The sequence below is a fragment of the Syntrophomonas palmitatica JCM 14374 genome (genome assembly GCF_001311885.1).
GTDB lineage: Bacteria > Bacillota > Syntrophomonadia > Syntrophomonadales > Syntrophomonadaceae > Syntrophomonas_A > Syntrophomonas_A palmitatica.
In genome coordinates, this window is record NZ_BBCE01000022.1 from 1 (window position 1) to 17,490 (window position 17,490).

Below are 17,490 nucleotides of genomic sequence, written 5' to 3' on the forward strand. Positions count from 1 at the left end.
TTAAGTGTGTTTTCGATTTCGGTCATTATTTATATTGCTTCTAAAATCCAATCTCTCCATGATTCGGATGGTTTGCTTGGCAACAGGGTGGCTTCGCTTAAAATATAGTCTAGCTTGATTAATATCTCTTGCTTGCTCATCTCCATGTTCTCCTGTCAAAACAATGCAGTCTGGCTAAACTCTGGTTTGCAGGATATTCTCCATAGTATATAAGCCTGGGTTCGAGTATTTGTAATACATTTTTTAGTATTAATCTATGACAGAATTCGCCAGCAGGACAGTAACAAGCCAGTGCTATATTACCCGTCAGAGCTTTAGAAATTATTTGCTCGAATAATATACGGTTTTTTCGGTATTCTTTTCGTAACTGCTCGGTATAAATATCTGTGTATTCTTTTTCGGTTACTGCCTTTTGTTTGTAGCTATTTACTAAATTCCATGATGGCGCAAATATCGTCCACGGATATATTGCGCTTTGTGCTGTTATATTTATCATTTCTATCCCTTTGGGCATTCTCTTAACCTGCGCAAGTTGTGTAGTATATAGCATCTTTTGTCCTCCGTATGCGTATATTGCTTTTTGATTTCATTTTATTGCTTCCTGGTTTGTTTGTAGCGCGTTTTTATTTTATTTTATATATAAAAACCATTCGGAACTTATTTAAGACGCATCCTGGCTTATTACAGCGGCCCCTAAGTTAAAAGATTTCAGTGCTTATTTGTCTTTGTAACAAGTTTATAATATCTCTCTCCTAGTTTTAGGTAAATATAATTTCCAAAGGCGGTTAATACTAGAGATTCAAATAATAATCCCAGTATCCATATTGTGTTAATTATGCAATCTGACATTATATACCTCCTTATGAAATTCGTTGTTTGGCATAATGTTTTTTGATTTTCTTTCGGACTCTTTGCATTGTGTTATCTATGCTTTTTGTATTGCATTGTAATATCAAACTCATTTCAACATAGGTTTTGTTTTGTAAATACATTTTTAAAACGATTACTTCCAATGGGCTTAAAGATATGCTTTTTATAAGTTTGTCAAATGACATCGGATTTTCTATGGTTTCTATTTGGTTTATTATGTTTTGATCTGGAAGTATGTCATGGTATGTTGCAGCTTCATAAATCGGCATGTCCATTGATATTGACCGATTTAAAAATTCATGCTTTAATGTCCGCCCCATTCGTATCATGGATTTCAATTTGCGACTAATTACTATTCTGGCGTATATAGGAAAATCTACATTATGTTCTGGCGAGTAACTCAGGACTGCTAAATAAAATGCTATTAAAGCTTCTTGATATATGTCATCATAGTCTGCACCTGGTAACCAGTATCGTTTGCAACTGTTTTTTATCATTCCATGATGAATTTTAATCATCTGTTCAAATGCGTTCTGGTCGCCATTTTGCACCTGTTTAATTAAATCCTGAATAACTACTACCTCCTTATGCTAATTGTTCTAAATGTTTTTCAGGTTTGTTGTATATTCGTAATTTTAGGCTTTTTATTTTGGCGAGATTTTTATAAAATATCTCGGGCTTGATTCCCAGTAACTCAAGCCAAAATATCAAATCTTCTGATTCCATAAATTGCTCTGCTGCTGTTGATTCTGCCGGTCTTCTACTGCGACAGTCTCTCAGGGCCTGATTGATTACTGCCCAGGCCAGTAACTTTGCTATATATCGGTCTACAGTTGTATAACCACGCATTTGTTACCCTTTCTTAAATAAAAAACCTGGGGTCCCCCAGGTTAATCTAAAAGGCTTATTCGCTTGTTTTTTTGCAGTTCTCGTTCTACTCTGGCTATAAATTCAGCGGGATGTTCAAATATTCCTTCTAATGGCTCCAAGGCTGCTCCATCTTGTACTAGCTTTACATATCCGTGCCATCTGGGTAGTTCAAGGAATTTTGTGTAGTCAAATCTGGCCTTTAGTTTATCGGTTTCTGCATATGAATCCGGTAATAATGCAAATCGTTTACGGTTCTTTTTTATTTCTGTTTTTTCTTGTTCACCAAAGGTTTCTGATAATAACTTTGCGTCTCGTGCCGAGTCTACGCCAAGTATTATCTTATTTCTGCAGCCATTCATGATTTTTTCTCGTGTCGCTTGTCCTTGTTTCCCTATTTCTAATTGCGAAGGGCCCTGAATCGTAAAGGTGCAGGCGCAACGGTATTTCCTGCCGATATTTAATAAATTCTCTAGTTCTGGATTAAAATATATGGGCAATTCGTCAATGTATAAATAGTGCGGTATCCTCGTAAATTCGGTTCCCGGCCTCCTAAATACTGCGTTTTGTATGTGCATGATTAAAAATTGCCCGAATATCCTGCTCATGTATCCCATTTTACCCAGTGATGTATTAAATAACAGTACGCCGCCTTCTGACATAACATGATCTAAACTTATATCTGATTTGCCTACTAAAACATTTCTTATGGTTTCGTTGGTCAACAGGTCTGATATTTGCAATCGTAAGCCCATAGCAAATTGATGCAGTTTGTCCCGATTGCGCCCAAATGCTTCTTTCTTGAAATATTCGGTTATTACATCTTCACCATACTGCTCCTCATAATCCTCTACTAATGTTTGCATGCCTTCTATGTCCATTAATGCCCGGTAAACATCCATTAGATTTAAATTGTCGCCGCGAAGTCTTTTTAATAGTAACATTGTGTTTTTTGCGTGTAATTCTTGGGCTTGGGCAAAAAATGCTTCCTGGTCGCCAAAGGTTGCTCGTAATACTGTTCTCATGATTTCCGATACGGTTGTTGCATCGCCTTCTAATGGATTAAATTTATTCGAATTCGGATCATCAAGGTCTACAGCATAATATGGTACTCCCAATCCCTGACACCATTTTTTTATTTTATTTGGAAACTCGCTGTCTGGTGCTACTACCGTTATCCCTAATTGTTTGCCTGCACGATAATTCTTTAAATCCTGCCATATCATCGGTTCTAATAATGCGCTGGTTTTGCCTGTGCCTGTTACTCCTATTAATAACGTATGTAAATACCTGTCCATGCCTTTTAGTATTACTGGCCCACCCATTTTGTTTTTGCAAATACATATATCTGGATGTGTTGTATTGCTTAGTTGATTGTTCAAGAAAGGTATTTTTATTTTACTAAGATTGGCTGCTATTTCGTCTTTTTTTACGATGTTCTATTATTACAAAAACAAGAACTGCGGTTATTATTACAATTCGGATTATTAATGTTAATCCCGTGCTTATCCCTGCTAATTCTGGATTTATGCTGCGATATAACCCTTCTAATGATTGCAATATTAGAGCTGATCCTAGCAAAAAGACTGTTAAACCAAATGCTAACAGCCTTTTTGTTATCATTGTATCTATTCCTGCCATAAGTAATATTATTAAAACTATGTACTTCGGCGGGGTAATTGCGGGATATAACCAAAATATAATACTTAATATTATCAATATTCCTGCCGTAATGGTTGAAGGATAGTGTTCTATTTTAATCAGGGGCTTGATATTTCTAATGCTTTCAAGTCTATATCCCAATTGTCTTGTCCTCCCTCCCCTTTAGTGGTCATATTTGTTTCTGAAATTATTACTGAAGTATGCTTCTTAATATGCTGCGGAAAATGTTTTTCTAAGAACATTAATTGTTTAGGGTTGGCTACGATTATATACCCTGGCAAGGCGTTAGGTAATTTATACAACTGCCTGATTGGGTTGCCTATTAATGAGTAGATATTGGTCAATTTGCCATCTACTTTATATTGATAGCCTTCTATCGGGAATTGCAATCGTTCGATTTTGCCATAAATCTTTTCTAAAGCTTGTATCGTTTTTTCTTTATTGCTGCTGACTACCTGTTCTATGCCCTCATAATCGTTCTGCATCAAGAAATGCGTTTCGGGGGCATGAGTTTCCTCAAAATACCGCATCAGGTTTACTATTTGGGTTGTGCTATTACATAGTATTAACCGGGTGTCTATGCCTTTGGCTTTGGATTGGATAGCCTGCTGCACAAGCAAGTTCTTATATGGTTCTTTACTATTGGCAGCTATAACTATATACCAATCCTGATAAATTAGATCTGCTATGAAATTGCGTTGTAAGTTATAGGCATTTTTATATCTTTGCCCGCTGGAAAATTCTAATGGGACATGCTCCATTATTAACGATACTTGCCATAGCGAATCTATTTCTTTTTCATCAGGCTTTTGCGAGCGCTCGTTCCCGTTTATTTCCTGGTTGTATATTATCTGCTTTGCCTGCTCTACTCCTGTCTTTGTTAAGTAATACATTTTACCTAACTTTCTTGGTCGCTTATTTTTTTTAGCTTGTTTTTCTTCCCAGGTTATCCCAATATATACCTCATTGTTTATTAGACCGTTTTGCCTCAAGCCTTTTAATCTGTCATACACCTTTTGCTTATCACCTTTATCAGCCAACCTTACTGCTAATGATAAACCGCTGATACTTTTATACTCATACAACATTTTTATAATTTCCAAATCGAGTTCTTGTTGCTGCCATTTCTTTCCGATTTTACTCTCCTCCTTTGTTTATTTTTTTTAACTTGGTTTTTTGCTTTTTATTTTTTTAAGTTCCATTTTGAGCCTGCTTATTTTTTTGCTTTTTTGTGTTCCACTTTTGCCGGAAGCCGACACTATCAGCCCAGTCCCTTCCTGCTGGCGTTATTGTTTTTACCATCAGTTTCCATCTTGCTCATTTGCCCATTTACCAATGGTTAGCAAGCCCGTTTATTTTTCTACTGGCGTTATTTTTATCGCCAGTAGACCCAGAAAAACGGGGTTTTAAAACCGCTTGTCCGAACATTTTATCATTTTTACCCTCTTAGCCGCCGTCCCTCTAAGGCTCATGGCACTTTCTCGGAGCGGAGGTTATGAGGGTATTTTTCATGAGCGTCTTTTTGGAATTAATTTCGTTGTTGTTTCGCTATTTTTTTCTTCCAAACATCATAATACCCACTGGCGTTATTTTTTATCGAGTTTCTTCTATAGTATGCAAACATTTTACATAATAACTTATTGGAATATATTTTATTATAATTAGTTATTATTTGATATGATTTGCGGGTATTTCAGAAACTCAGATTCTGGTATTATTGTAATTTCTATCCCTGGATTTTTTGGATCAACAACTCCACACATAAATGACACCAAATTGTCACAGTTGTCATCGTTAAACAGCCATGAATCACGGAAAATATCGTTTAGTATTCGTATATTCCGATTATCAGGGTCAGCAAGTCTTTTAAAGTGAAATTTATACACAATAACAAATCTTCCATTAGGTGGATTATACCCGATTTTTTCTATGTCCCTTAATCCGTCTGTAATAATGCGCCTCCAACGTTCTCTTGTTTTGCTAATGCCAATTTTCTCCGAGAATTTTGTATGGGCATAATTCTGCAAGCGGGGTGGATATTCATATGCGAAAATCCTAATTCCATCGGGGTTTTGAATAACTTCCCCTGTGGCCATTTTGATATATCCTGCTTCATCTTCATCAATAAGATCAATATCGCTGGTACTTTGCAAGTATTTTTGCAGTCTTAGTTCGCCTATACGACTGTATAATTCCAATGCTATTTCTTCATATTCTTCCAGTTCGGCCAAACTCATTTGCTGGTATTGTGCATCTTCTTCTTTAGTTAGCCGATGTATCATTGTTTATTGCTACCCCCCATTCCCAATATGTCCATTATTAATTTACGATCCATTTCTTCGATTTTCGGATCACGATCTTCTTGAACAGCTTGCACCGTGCCGTTATCTTTACTGATTACTATTTTTTCAAGCCGGTTGGCTATTTTTTCAAGTTTATTGGTTGCTCTTTCGATTCGTTCAATATCTGCTCCAATGCGCAACCATTCTTCAGCTTTTTGGCTTCGTTCTCGGGACGAAATTTGCAAAATTGGGTTATCTGGTGCCACCCTGAAATACAGGCGTATCCGTGCTTCGCTCATGCTTTTTCCTCCTTTGTGGTGCCAGTTTTTATTTCCAATAAATATACTGGTGCCAATCATACCTTTTAATTGACTTCTGTTATCGGTGTATCAAGGGCTTTGGGTGGCGCCACTTATATTTTTGGGGTGGCACCATTTGTTGTTTAAAATTGCCTTCTATAATCGGCATATCATGGTTTCGTGCCTGGCACCATTTTATATAAAAAGGCGGGCTATTAACTAACCCGCCTTCCTGTTTAATCAAACAACACTATATCAAGTTTTCGAGCAACATCCAAAAAGCCTATTGCATTAGCAAATTGGGCATCTTCCATAAAACTGCATTAGGAAAAGCAGTTTTTAACGGATCATGCAGGGCCAGGCTGCCACCCCCGGCCATGATTACAAAGCTATCGTGATTTTTGGCTGGGCCTCTTTGGCGGTAAGCATCTGCTATGGAATCAACAGTTTTCTGCGCAACTAATTTATTTATATCCCCGTAATTTGTGTCTTTGCCATTAATGCGGCAGGAGTTACTTAAAAATGTTCGTTCTGCGTTTTCAAAAGAAACATTAAACACTTCCATATCTTCTGCCATCTTGTGAGCAATATCGCGAAATACCGATACCATTCCTTCATCCAGCGTAAATGAGTATTCAAGTACGAATTCAAAATGCTCGCCAGTAAACTTGAAGGTAGCTACATCAGTTGTTCGGTAGCCTATATCTATAACCGTAGTCAGGTCGCCGGGCATAATATTCTTTTTAAATTCCTCACACAGCGGATTCAGAAAAATACCTGCGGCCTGCGGAAAAACGTGGGATTGCTTAACTTTAATGTTTTTAATTATGCCGTTTATTTCTACCTCGGCAGTGAAATTATTGAGGAATTTTTTAAAATCCTTTTCTGATATTGCATAGGAGGACAACGGCAACCCAGTTACCAGTAATATGTTGCTTTCAGTGTCGGCTACTGCGGCTAATGCAGTAGCTAACATAGCTTGAAAAGCAGGGTTAGTAAAGCGTTGAGTATCGTCAAATGCTCTTACCGCAAAGCGATGTTCTTTAGCAGCCATATTGCCAATAAACCATGTTTCGCCATTAATTGTGGCAACATAGTCATCTACTGCGGATAGCATTTTATCCATCGTCAATTTTTCTCCTGGCTTAGCCAACGAAGGAAAGCAGAGTTTATGCCCATCCTCGGTTATGATTTTGGTATTTCCGTACCCTATGTCAAGGCCGATTTTAAACAAGTTATTACCCCCTCTTTTTTCTGTTTGCCTGGGCTGTAATATAACCTTTCATTTTCCCTGCATCTGGGTTAATATCTACGATTTCTACGGCAACTTCATCATTTACTTTGACCTCAAAAAAGGGATATGGTGAACAAAGCATATCCAGCCCAGGTTCTAAGGATACTACAACGCCAGGTTTTAACAGGCTTTTTACGCGAGCTAAATACTGGTTTTTGGGATGATATTTTTCAACTATATTGGGCCAGGGATTTGGAGCATATTTTTTGTGGGATACTTTTATGGTTTCTCCTTCCTTTGTCTCCAACACTTCAACACGAATATTGTCGCCTCGGTTTAATATGGTTCTCAGGTCAATATACTTTACCCACCCATATTCCTCGGCAAACATCCCCAGGGGAATGTTTTTGTATTCTAACTCTGCATAGTTTTTTGAAGTCCAAACTACTGTCGCGTTAATTTCATCCCCTACCTGGAGAATTACTTTTTCGGTCTGGCTCTTTACAGCGTCCAGATATGATAATGCAAGAGGTTGCTCGGATATAACAACGCCCGCGAGATCCCGGTTCATATACTTACGGGCCAGGTGACGTATCGCAGATACGCCAGATACATTAGTTTCGGGTAATTCCGAGATGGGAATAATTGCTTTTTTGTGGTTGTTTATAGTTAATACGAGACTTTCGGCCTTTCCGTTTTCCTGACGGATTTCGGTTACTATTCCAGTTACTGTTTCCCCTACAGCCATTTTGTTCATAATTATAATTTCCTCCTTAAATAGATTTTGTTTAGTGCCTTGTTTATTCATTTACCCTCCTTTTATAGTTTTTAGCACTAAAAAAGCCCCTCCGACAGAAGGGGCTTTTTTTATACGCTTATGGAATTTAATAATATTTTATCGCTTAGTTCCTTATAGGATATTGTATAAAAATTATGTTTAAAATCCTTTTTTCTTAACAGTATAGGTGTTACTATGTCAGGATCATAATAAACACCGGAATACTGTTCTATTTCTTTAAAGGCTTCTTGTAAACTCAGGTTCTTTCTATAGGGCCGTTTAATTAGCATTGCGTCTAACGAGTCTACAATAGCTATTATTCTCCCATTGAGAGGTATTTCCTTGCCCTTAATTCCATAAGGATAGCCAGAGCCATCATATTTTTCGTGATGTGAAAGTATTCCGTTTTTAATTTGTTTTTCAGCTATTAATTCGCTACCCCATGCAGGGTGCATTTTAATTAATTTCATCTGGTTGCTATTGAGCGGCCCAGGCTTATTAAGTATTTTAATGGGTATTTTTATCTTACCAACATCATGTAGTATGGCTGAGTCATACAAATCATTTATTTCATATTCGGTAAGTTGAATGCATCGACCAACCCACTTTGCTATATTTGCTACCCTTATACAATGATTGAATGTTTCTATATCATGTTTAAGTAGGGTATCCAGGCATTGTGGGAAAATGAAATCACCTTCTTTCTTATAAGATTCCTGTTATTTGCATTCATGGTCTGTTCCTTGGGTCAGGTATTTTTAGGGGATATTCGTGCTTTTTTTTCTTTAATATAACCTGATTGCCTATGATTTCAAATTCCACAACATCACCTTTTTTAAGTTTTAAAAATTTCATAATTTCACCAGGAACAGGAACCTCGTTAGACCTAGAAATTACTTGTGAAAACCGCACTATACCACCTACCTTTCTAACATTTAAGATTAATAATGCAGTTTAGGGTTTTACCCTAACTGCCTTTTCTGCCGTTCAATACTACTGACCAGTTTTTAAATGCACTTTCATTTATTCTTACTACACCTTCTGCCCACCACCTGAAACCTTCCCATTGCCACCACTTCGGCTCTGTAGGAGCCGGGGCCGCACTCAGGTCAGGTTTAGTACCATCCAGTATTAAGAGGTTTGGTATACCGTTTCCTGTAAACAATCCCTTAACAATTGTGTTTGCCGGGCAAATATTTGAATCTGCCTCAGTATAAAAACTGACAGACCAAATCTTATTTATTGCAGTTTCGTACCCAGCTACTACTTTAGGCGGTACTGCAACAGTTGAATGCTGCGTTAAATACGGGAAGTCCATACTGGCCGTAGTAACCCCCAGGCTCTTTATATACAGAGTAACCATACCTCCAGCCTTGGTTACAGGTAAATCAACAGATAACATTTCTTTAGTTATAGGTTTATCGGTCGATGGCGGGGTAATTATTTGTTTTGCCATCGGTTGATCAAAGGCGACTACACAAAAGTTTTGTATGGGGCATGAATCGGACGGAATACCAATACAAGGCGTTCCATCAGGGGCTGATAAAGTATCCCACACTGTAATTTCTACTGAAAATTGGTTTGTCCCAGTATTCCATAACAATCCCGTACCTGTAGGATCTATGATATACTGATAAACCGGCGCACCCACAGTAGACACCTGCCCGGTATCCAAAACAAGTTCCCCGGTTTGCCTATAAATCTTTATTTGATATGCACCCTGGGGATTATTATCCGGATCAGTGTATTCCCACCTTATAGCCGGGGCTGAACTGATATAACATTCTCCTGCTGTTGGTAGATACGGGTTAGGCGGATTGGGTTTTGTGTTAGTGGTTATAGTTACAATGGGATTTATTCTTGGCGTATTATCCCGGTTTGTGGTTGAAAGTACAGCCTTCCATCGTATTCTTGTCCCCGGTTCTGAAAGCGTTGTCCATCCACCTAAAGTTGCTTCAGTCCAATGATCTTCATCATTGCTGGCTGTTAAATACCATTTAATCTGGGTGTCGGCTTCTTGAAGGTTAAGGCCGGGATTAATATATATCTGCAAATTGTTTGCGGGTTTACCAGGGGGAAGAAAATATACGATAGATTCAACTGTGGCCTGTGGGATATATTTGCCTATGTCCTGCATGCCTGCTACCGTTTTTGACAGAGCTGCATTGTATTTTAGTGCTGAACCATCCCACATATAATATTTAATCTCGTTGCCATCAATAATGAGACGGTCATAAGTATCTGGCCGCAACGCTACACAAGTTGGCGAAATCAGCCCAGTAGTCACTGACAAGGCTTCGTTATAGGCAAAGGTTCCGTCTGATAGCAAGTTATAATGCCTTACTTCGGAACCTGCAACTACCGCTAAATTTCCTCCATTTGCTGTTGATACACAGATAGCGTTAGTTAATCCTGTAATTGTTGCCGACAGCGAGCCGTCTTTGTAATATTTAATTTCATTGTTGTCTACTACAACCATGCCATAATGATCTTTAAACAATGAAATTGAAATAGGGTTTGTTAGCCCTGATTCAACTGATAAAGCCGGTACATCCACCATATTGCTGCCGTCATAAGCCCGGTAAGTTATTTTATTATCAGATGTCAAAACCGCATAATCCAGGCTTCTGCTGCCTACACTTAATACGTCTGTAAATCCTGCTGATGATAAAAACGGATTCGGTATATATTCATCAGAAAATGAATAGTGGGTTATATTATTCCCGTTGGCTATTACCACATCTGGGTAAGTAGATGTTCCCGAAATCCCCGTAATAGGATTTGCAGGCTTATATGAAGGGAAACGGTCAACCAGTGTCTGAGTTGCGGCATCCATTGTCTTTACGCCATCTGGAGTCAAAACAATGTAATCCATACTACCTTCCCACATATCTGCCATATTAGGATATGACCTTGGCAAACGTATTTCGTGGTTTACTGTATCTACAACAGCGCTGGTTTTATTCACATTAACGCCACTCGTATCTTCTATTTTATATTCCCACTTCTCAGCCAGAGCGGTATCGGCCCGGATAAAACCAAATGCCAACAAGAACAGTACAGCAATTAATAACTTGCGATAAATATTTACACCCCCTATCACAGCAATTGAACCGCAACAATTTTATATCCTTGCCCGGTTAGATAATACTGAACCAAAACCTTTACTGGCCGATTGTCATACTGATACTCATGTTCAGCAATAACTAACTTTTTGCCAGCGTACACGATTTTTGTTTGCAGATTGCCGATTGAACCTTTTAACACGGGTTTTTGCGGTTGTTTTTCATAAGCTGTTTTGGCAGGGCCAGCCAACAAAGAAGTATCTTTTTTGCCGATCATATTGAAGTAGTCTTGATATATCCTGGTTATGGCTTCCTGTAAGCCTGGTTTCTGTATAATGTTTGCTTTAAAATTAGGCATTGTTTCTCTTAATGCGATAACTTTCCAGGTTTCTTTATCCTTAAATAAATCTATTTCGTAAAAACCCACATCACTTGTACCATTAGATAATTCAATCTCTGTTTCAACATAGGTACGCGCGTACTTTTGAGATACATCAATTACTTTTGTATTTATAGAAATAACTTTGGCTTTAATTATGTTTCGGGTTTTTACTTTGTATAAAACCTCTCCAGAGCAGTATTTTACAGGTTGTCGATTTTCGACCAGCGCTGAGATAAATTGATTGCAGGTATGTTCAATGGTGTGATCAGCTCGATTAGTTACCAAAAACACGACTACAGATACTATAATTATTCCGGCACATAAACCGACTATTTCGTTTTTTTTGAAAACAGACAATAACATTCCTCCTTATTTATGGCAATAAAAAAGCCCTTCTTATAGAAGGGCTTTGTGGTTTGTTTAATAAACGCACTTCACAAACCAAATACCGTCATAGTTTCTTCAGCTATTGTAGTGCTAGTGTCATTCTTGGCCTGCACATAAATTACATGAGGCCCAGCAGGTACACTGAGCGTAATTTGTTTGTTAGTTCCCCATGCACCTCCTACAGAATCTACGTAAGCACGATATTGGGTTGCATTTTTCGCTGATATTACTACTGTAAATTGTCCAGATTTCGTGCAGGTGGCCCCATTTAAACCTTTGACACTCTTGATCTCTGGTTCGACTGCATTTTTAATTGAATTCTGAATATTAGTTACTGCATTATTTATAGCTGTATTGGTGTTGTTGTTTATGTCAGTTTTCGATGTAGTTAGGTCCGATTTTAAGCTATTGATTGCAGTATTTGTATTACTATTTATATTTGTTTGGGCAGTATTAACTGCATTGGTTGCATCTAAGGCTCTGTTAGCTGCCAAGTTAGACCAGTATCCAGCAGTATTACCGCTATACCAGGTATTATTAGCCGCATTTGCAGCGTTTGTATTAGCTGAATAGGCTGCGTTGTAAGCATTTGTGGCATTTGCAGCTGCTTGCTGAGCATAACTAACAGTATTTTCAGCAGCTATTCTAGCCGCTTCAGCGGCTGTACGTGCTGCTCCTGCTTGCGTGTTGCCCTCTGCGAATGTTGGTGGATCGTATATAACAGAGATGCCTGAATTATATGTAGACCACCCGGTGTCATAACATTCCAAGCACGATGTAAGTTTTATAGGCGAATATTCATAAGTAAATTCTCGCTTAGCTGTTTTAAAATCATAAAGCCCATCCCCATTAATGTCTTTAAGTTTAACATAAATCCGATAATTAGCTGTATATGCTTGCTCTACACAAATAGGGTCTATAGCTGACAATACATAACTCATGTCAGTAGTAAAAGTGGTAATTAACCCATTAACAAAGGTGCCTTCAAATTGTATATTTTGAAGTGGCAAAATTATAGGTATTTTTAGCTGTCTAAATGATATTCCATATTTAAAAGAAACAAAACTGGGTCCATCACTGTTATCTATCCATACAGACGTATCAACACAAGACGAATAACTATTCAATGCCCTCATATAGTATATATCGCCTACCCATATATTGCCTTTTTCATAATCCTCTATCCTATACGGCCAAGCCTCCCATGCTATTGCTTTTTTACAAGGCAAAGCTAAGAATGTTAGTAATATTGCTAGGCTTAATATAATGACTTTATTTTTCATATTATTTTCCCTCCCTTAATGATGTATCTATTATTGTGTTATTTTCGCCGCCGACCACCTTACGCCCGTGCTTTCACCTTTTATTAAGGGCTTAAATTCTGCCGAAACCAGAGCTATACACCCAGGTTTATTGAGTTCGGTTTTTATTCCTGCATTTTCTCCTACCTCAATATCCGTTTCGGTAACTGTGAATGTTTGCGGCAAAGTTCCCTTAAACGAAGTACCTAATAAATCATCTGATGAATACCGTACTCCCTCTGGTAAGCCGTAGGCGTTTTCTCCGTTAAAAACTATAAATACATACTTTATTTGTGACTTAATACCTGATTTACTGGTAGGGACTAAATCACCATCAAGCAAAAGATTCTGGGCTAACTCGCGCCTGAATACCATATGTGCTTTATCAGGCACTATCATTGGATTATTCCAGGCTTGTGACAATTTATCTACCGAAAATGCGGCTGACCTTGTAGCATCGTTTAATGCTCCTTGTAAGTCTAGATCAGCGCCATATACGGACCTGGTATGTTCCAGGTTGGCTATTATTCCTAACGCAATTACCGGCAATAATATGAGTAAGCCCAGAGTAACTACGTTTCCTTTTTGGGATTTTAACTTACGTACCCACATATTCACTTAATGCCCTCCCTGTGAATTTAGGATTTATACTGTCAGGCTTTCCTAAGAACAACCCTAGCATAAATGGTTTTGTCTTAAACTCTGCGGTTATATTTAGCCATACTTCCGGATAACTGCTGGCATCTATATTCAATGTCCGTACTACCCGGGTCGGCGGTGAATCAATAGTGATTACATTAAAACCGATTTTATCCATAGCAGTTATTAGGTCAGCCCGATCTGGATCGGTTAGTATACCTTCGATTCGCACACGGTCTAAATAGTAGTTTTTAATATGCTCTGCCTGTTGAATTTGTACCATCACCGACCAATAATTTATTACTCCAAATATCAACATAAAAACTATCACCGAGATAACAAGAAAATCCCATGTTACTTGTCCCCGATTATTTTTTAGCAGGAATATCGCCTCCCTTAAATTCTTTTTAAAAGAAAAGGCGGGTTTTCCCGCCTTACATTCCGCTTCCGGTTATTTTAACTATCCCATCTATCGCTTTATCATGGAGATTCCCGATAGGAGTTCGCATTTGTTGCGAAATAAGAAATGCAATTATTACTACTCCGAGTATACAAACCAATATCTCCATAGCAGCCTGCCCTCGTTTCGAACGTAACAGTCGCAAAGCATCCCCTCCTGTGCTTTTGTCAAACGAAACAATCTACGGAGTGCTTATATTATCAATAGTGCTGTTTACTTTGGTAATTACCTTGCCAGCTGCTCCAGTGTCGGACGCAAGATTTGTCCGCATGAAGGCAGATACCGCAGTTCCTAAAACCACCGCGCCGATTATGGTGACAACGTACTCCCACACACCCTGACCTTTCTGGCTTTTCAGAATAGTTACGGCTTTTTTGATGTTACTCATTAGTGTTTTCCTCCTTGTTATAAAATATTTTCTAATAAATAAAAGGCATACGTGGCTAAAAAACCACAACCTAAACCCAACAATACTATTAATGGTAAAAAGCGATAAAGAGTTAAAATGATAGGCTTGTTTGATATTCGTATTTTTTCGTAAGTTGTTCGTCTTTCTTCCATGTGCCGGGACTCATTGCGAACAATATTCTCAATGTTTTTCGACCCGGCCTGATTAATTTGTAACAGTAAAGACACTAATTGTTCGCATTCGGGTAAATCCACTTCCTGGCGTAATATATCCAGTGCTTGAATATTTCCTGTTGTCCATGCAGCCAATATCTTATTTATTACCGGAGTTAAACGTGGTAAAAATTCTCGGGAACTTGCCAGGGCCTGCGGAACTGACATCCCTGTTTGAGCATATATTCCTACGGCATTAAACAGCAGGATACACTCTTTTCTTAATTGTTCTATCTTGTACCCATTTATAACGCGATCAATTCCTGCTAGCCCTCCGATTCCTAAACCAGCAAAAATTATGCTTCCCATCGCAAGATAACTTGTACCGGTTAAGAGAACCACTCCAACTATAAATCCTGCCAATCCCCCCAATACGTATTTTTTGTTTTGACTTATTTTAGGAATTTCTAATTGCGTCCTTAATGAAACTTGTGCTGAAATTATATCTACTGTGTAGTAAATTAAAGCAAACGCAATTAATCCTATTCCCGCTGCGCATACTGCTATCACGCATCCAACACCACCCTATCAAGCAATACGCATATTATTATTGCTATAAGCCATGTAGAAAACAATAATCTTCCAGCCGCAGACGCAGATAGAGTGTTCATTACATCGGGAAAACGAGTATATAAAAAAATAAAAAAAGGTATCGGTATAACCAACATCGCTATATTGGTCTTCCGTATAGTGGTAACTTGAACCGATTGGAGGTATGCTTCTTCCTGTGCATTTATAATCTTCATGGATAAATCCCGAAACAGAGGTTCAACAATATCTCCCTGGTTTTGAGCACTAACTAACAGCTTGCCGAAAATAAAGCCGTAGGAAATGCCCAGGCGTTTCCCCAATCGTTCGGCAGCTTCTGCTAAAGGAACCCCAAAAATCAATTCTGAATAGGTTTTCTTAAACAGGGTTCCTACCGGAGCAGGGACGTCCCTGCCCACGGCTTCAATGCTGCGCGGTATATTTTTATTTGCTACAAAATTATTAGCAAAGACACTGACTGCCAGCGAAAGTTGATCTATTACCTGCTGTTTGAATCTTCGTTGGCGTAAATAATTGATCTGCGAAGGCATATATACAACAACAATTACAGCTAATAATGCTGGCACCGGGTTACGAAATAAATATAGGACTGTTATAAAAACTACAAACGCCAATATATTGGTTTTATGTGATTTAAAGACCGTATCACTCAGTATTGGATTTGTTTTGCGAGTTTTCATCGTAATCATTGTTAATAAAACATACAGTATAGTCCCCGATGTTAGACCAATACCTAACCCGGTTAATATCTCATAAATCAAACGCATCACCCCAGACTTCTTTTATTTCTCGCTCCGTAACGCCATATATTTTCATAGCATTTAAGCACGCTTCGCTCGGATGATTAAGAAGTCTCCATCGGCCTTCCCCGGTGTAATTTTCAGTGAAAGGCTCCCATGCCACCAACGGATTATATTGTATCTGACCATTATTAACGATAACCTCGGTAATACTCGTAACTTTTCTTATGCCGCTCAGGGCATCCCAATGCGTTTGTATAACAATTTGAAACGCCTGGGCTACACGTTCAATAACCAGTTCTATGGGTATATTGTTTTTTTCCTGGATTGCCAACATAGCAGTGTTTCTTATAGCTTCTTCAGGCGAAGCAAAGGACGAAAAATGTGCAGTAGCCATAGAACCGTCATGACCGCGAGTACAGGCTTCGATGGCCGCCCATACTTCACCTTTGCCGCGAAACTCAGGTATTAAGATTACATTCGGGGTTATCCGCAAAACCTTTTCAAAAAGTTTTTCCATATCTGCATCGCGTTCTGGATGTGCTTCTAATTCCCATATTTCTCGTTCTGGACACTGATTAGCCAGCCTTAATTCATTATCTGTTTCCAAAACACAAATAGATAAGTATGGCGCCAATTGCATAGCCAGCCATTTTAACAATGTAGTTTTACCGCTGTTAGTGCCACCACAAATTAAAATATTTCTGCGACCTTTAACAATTAACTTCAGCAGTTCTCCGACTTTTTGATCCAGGGTTTCCCTTGAAATAAATGTTTCCAAACTTAACGAGAAATTGCCGTGTTTGCGTAAAGCAAAACAATAGCCCTGTGTTACTGGTTTGCACAGGGCCGATAACCGCAACCCGTCTGGCCTGACCAGTTCCATAGTGGGATTGCCTTCATCTAAAGATACTCCTACATCTGCTATTGGTTTGAGACGATTGATCAAAGTCGCCACTTCAAGGTCTGAATAATACAATTCTGTGCCTTGTGTTTGCCCCTGGCGAACAATCCGTACTTTGCCATTGGGCGTTATCCGTATTTCATCGATGTCTTCGTCATTGATATAATCGTCCAATTCTTTTAGACCGTAACAATAACTAAATATCTTCCTGGCAGCTTCGTAATTGTCATAGTCAATAACTGTTATTTTCTGGGCCACTAAAATATCAGCAATTATATCCAAACATTTGTTATAATCACTCTTTAAGCCTGATTTGGCTGATTCAAACAGATCAATCCACTCAGGATTGGCAGCTTCAACCATATATGAAGCAATAAAGTCTGCCGATTCTTTGATATTTAATATTTGTGGTTCAATTTCTTTTTCTGTTTGCTTTGAAAACAGCGGCAT

The 17,490-nt window shown here is 38.4% G+C and carries 21 protein-coding genes; all 21 read right to left on the bottom strand.

Annotated elements, in window-relative coordinates:
* Positions 1-136 precede the first annotated feature (136 nt).
* The 21 genes from JCM14374_RS11495 to JCM14374_RS11595 all read right to left on the bottom strand — a co-directional run bounded on the left by JCM14374_RS11495 (position 137) and on the right by JCM14374_RS11595 (position 17,490).
* Positions 137-550 (bottom strand): DUF488 family protein, N3 subclade, encoded by a 414-nt coding sequence (locus JCM14374_RS11495; RefSeq protein ID WP_054697488.1) that lies wholly within the window; start codon positions 548-550, stop codon positions 137-139.
* 310 nt (positions 551-860) lie between these two features.
* The gene (locus tag JCM14374_RS11500; protein ID WP_054697491.1) at positions 861-1,421 is read right to left on the bottom strand and encodes a sigma-70 family RNA polymerase sigma factor; all 561 of its coding nucleotides are present in this window, start codon (positions 1,419-1,421) and stop codon (positions 861-863) included.
* Positions 1,422-1,455: 34 nt separating this feature from the next.
* Positions 1,456-1,719, bottom strand: a complete 264-nt coding sequence (locus JCM14374_RS11505; protein WP_054697495.1) for a hypothetical protein — start codon at positions 1,717-1,719, stop codon at positions 1,456-1,458.
* A 41-nt stretch (positions 1,720-1,760) separates the two neighbouring features.
* A complete protein-coding gene (locus JCM14374_RS11510) occupies positions 1,761-3,119 on the bottom strand; it encodes a type IV secretory system conjugative DNA transfer family protein (RefSeq protein WP_157049096.1) in 1,359 nt (452 codons plus the stop codon).
* A 19-nt stretch (positions 3,120-3,138) separates the two neighbouring features.
* Positions 3,139-3,540 carry a hypothetical protein gene (locus JCM14374_RS13660; RefSeq protein WP_157049097.1) on the bottom strand — a complete coding sequence of 134 codons (402 nt, stop codon included), beginning with the start codon at positions 3,538-3,540 and terminating at the stop codon, positions 3,139-3,141.
* The gene (locus JCM14374_RS11520) at positions 3,498-4,484 is read right to left on the bottom strand and encodes a hypothetical protein (protein ID WP_207641630.1); all 987 of its coding nucleotides are present in this window, start codon (positions 4,482-4,484) and stop codon (positions 3,498-3,500) included. The genes JCM14374_RS13660 and JCM14374_RS11520 overlap by 43 nt, the downstream gene beginning before the upstream one ends.
* Positions 4,485-5,060: 576 nt before the next feature.
* The gene (locus JCM14374_RS11525) at positions 5,061-5,681 is read right to left on the bottom strand and encodes a hypothetical protein (RefSeq protein ID WP_054697511.1); all 621 of its coding nucleotides are present in this window, start codon (positions 5,679-5,681) and stop codon (positions 5,061-5,063) included.
* Positions 5,678-5,980 carry a hypothetical protein gene (locus JCM14374_RS11530; protein ID WP_054697514.1) on the bottom strand — a complete coding sequence of 101 codons (303 nt, stop codon included), beginning with the start codon at positions 5,978-5,980 and terminating at the stop codon, positions 5,678-5,680. The genes JCM14374_RS11525 and JCM14374_RS11530 overlap by 4 nt, the downstream gene beginning before the upstream one ends.
* Before the next feature lie 283 nt (positions 5,981-6,263).
* The gene (locus tag JCM14374_RS11535; RefSeq protein WP_054697516.1) at positions 6,264-7,214 is read right to left on the bottom strand and encodes a ParM/StbA family protein; all 951 of its coding nucleotides are present in this window, start codon (positions 7,212-7,214) and stop codon (positions 6,264-6,266) included.
* Positions 7,215-7,218: 4 nt separating this feature from the next.
* Positions 7,219-7,971, bottom strand: coding sequence for a hypothetical protein (locus JCM14374_RS11540; RefSeq protein ID WP_157049099.1), 753 nt, complete (start codon positions 7,969-7,971; stop codon positions 7,219-7,221).
* Between the two features lie 110 nt (positions 7,972-8,081).
* Positions 8,082-8,681 carry an HD-GYP domain-containing protein gene (locus tag JCM14374_RS11545; protein WP_083454073.1) on the bottom strand — a complete coding sequence of 200 codons (600 nt, stop codon included), beginning with the start codon at positions 8,679-8,681 and terminating at the stop codon, positions 8,082-8,084.
* Positions 8,682-8,959: 278 nt separating this feature from the next.
* Entirely contained in the window at positions 8,960-11,095 is a 2,136-nt protein-coding gene (locus JCM14374_RS11555; RefSeq protein ID WP_054697528.1) for a hypothetical protein, read from the bottom strand.
* Positions 11,092-11,796 carry a hypothetical protein gene (locus JCM14374_RS11560; RefSeq protein WP_054697531.1) on the bottom strand — a complete coding sequence of 235 codons (705 nt, stop codon included), beginning with the start codon at positions 11,794-11,796 and terminating at the stop codon, positions 11,092-11,094. Before JCM14374_RS11560 ends, JCM14374_RS11555 begins: the two co-directional genes overlap by 4 nt.
* Positions 11,797-11,873: 77 nt before the next feature.
* Positions 11,874-13,109, bottom strand: a complete 1,236-nt coding sequence (locus JCM14374_RS11565; RefSeq protein ID WP_054697534.1) for a hypothetical protein — start codon at positions 13,107-13,109, stop codon at positions 11,874-11,876.
* Positions 13,110-13,139: 30 nt separating this feature from the next.
* On the bottom strand, positions 13,140-13,745 hold the full coding sequence (locus JCM14374_RS11570; protein WP_054697537.1) for a hypothetical protein: 606 nt from the start codon (positions 13,743-13,745) through the stop codon (positions 13,140-13,142).
* Entirely contained in the window at positions 13,726-14,097 is a 372-nt protein-coding gene (locus JCM14374_RS11575; RefSeq protein WP_157049100.1) for a hypothetical protein, read from the bottom strand. Before JCM14374_RS11575 ends, JCM14374_RS11570 begins: the two co-directional genes overlap by 20 nt.
* 103 nt (positions 14,098-14,200) lie before the next feature.
* Positions 14,201-14,371 carry a hypothetical protein gene (locus tag JCM14374_RS13665; RefSeq protein WP_157049101.1) on the bottom strand — a complete coding sequence of 57 codons (171 nt, stop codon included), beginning with the start codon at positions 14,369-14,371 and terminating at the stop codon, positions 14,201-14,203.
* A gap of 36 nt (positions 14,372-14,407) precedes the next feature.
* Positions 14,408-14,614, bottom strand: coding sequence for a hypothetical protein (locus JCM14374_RS11580; protein ID WP_054697543.1), 207 nt, complete (start codon positions 14,612-14,614; stop codon positions 14,408-14,410).
* Between the two features lie 17 nt (positions 14,615-14,631).
* Complete coding sequence (locus JCM14374_RS11585; RefSeq protein WP_054697546.1) at positions 14,632-15,357, bottom strand: hypothetical protein; 726 nt, start codon at positions 15,355-15,357, stop codon at positions 14,632-14,634.
* Complete coding sequence (locus JCM14374_RS11590) at positions 15,354-15,926, bottom strand: type II secretion system F family protein (RefSeq protein WP_157049102.1); 573 nt, start codon at positions 15,924-15,926, stop codon at positions 15,354-15,356. Before JCM14374_RS11590 ends, JCM14374_RS11585 begins: the two co-directional genes overlap by 4 nt.
* A 220-nt stretch (positions 15,927-16,146) precedes the next feature.
* Positions 16,147-17,490 carry an ATPase, T2SS/T4P/T4SS family gene (locus tag JCM14374_RS11595; protein ID WP_054697551.1) on the bottom strand — a complete coding sequence of 448 codons (1,344 nt, stop codon included), beginning with the start codon at positions 17,488-17,490 and terminating at the stop codon, positions 16,147-16,149.

Excerpts from the sequence above, each read along its gene's own strand:
- JCM14374_RS11495 (WP_054697488.1), bottom strand. The coding sequence starts at position 550 with ATGCTATATACTACACAACTTGCGCAGGTTAAGAGAATGCCCAAAGGG.
- JCM14374_RS11505 (WP_054697495.1), bottom strand. The coding sequence starts at position 1,719 with ATGCGTGGTTATACAACTGTAGACCGATATATAGCAAAGTTACTGGCC.
- JCM14374_RS11525 (WP_054697511.1), bottom strand. The coding sequence starts at position 5,681 with ATGATACATCGGCTAACTAAAGAAGAAGATGCACAATACCAGCAAATG.
- JCM14374_RS11530 (WP_054697514.1), bottom strand. The coding sequence starts at position 5,980 with ATGAGCGAAGCACGGATACGCCTGTATTTCAGGGTGGCACCAGATAAC.
- JCM14374_RS11540 (WP_157049099.1), bottom strand. The coding sequence starts at position 7,971 with ATGAACAAAATGGCTGTAGGGGAAACAGTAACTGGAATAGTAACCGAA.
- JCM14374_RS11565 (WP_054697534.1), bottom strand. The coding sequence starts at position 13,109 with ATGAAAAATAAAGTCATTATATTAAGCCTAGCAATATTACTAACATTC.
- JCM14374_RS11580 (WP_054697543.1), bottom strand. The coding sequence starts at position 14,614 with ATGAGTAACATCAAAAAAGCCGTAACTATTCTGAAAAGCCAGAAAGGT.
- JCM14374_RS11590 (WP_157049102.1), bottom strand. The coding sequence starts at position 15,926 with ATGCCTTCGCAGATCAATTATTTACGCCAACGAAGATTCAAACAGCAG.
- JCM14374_RS11595 (WP_054697551.1), bottom strand. The coding sequence starts at position 17,490 with ATGCCGCTGTTTTCAAAGCAAACAGAAAAAGAAATTGAACCACAAATA.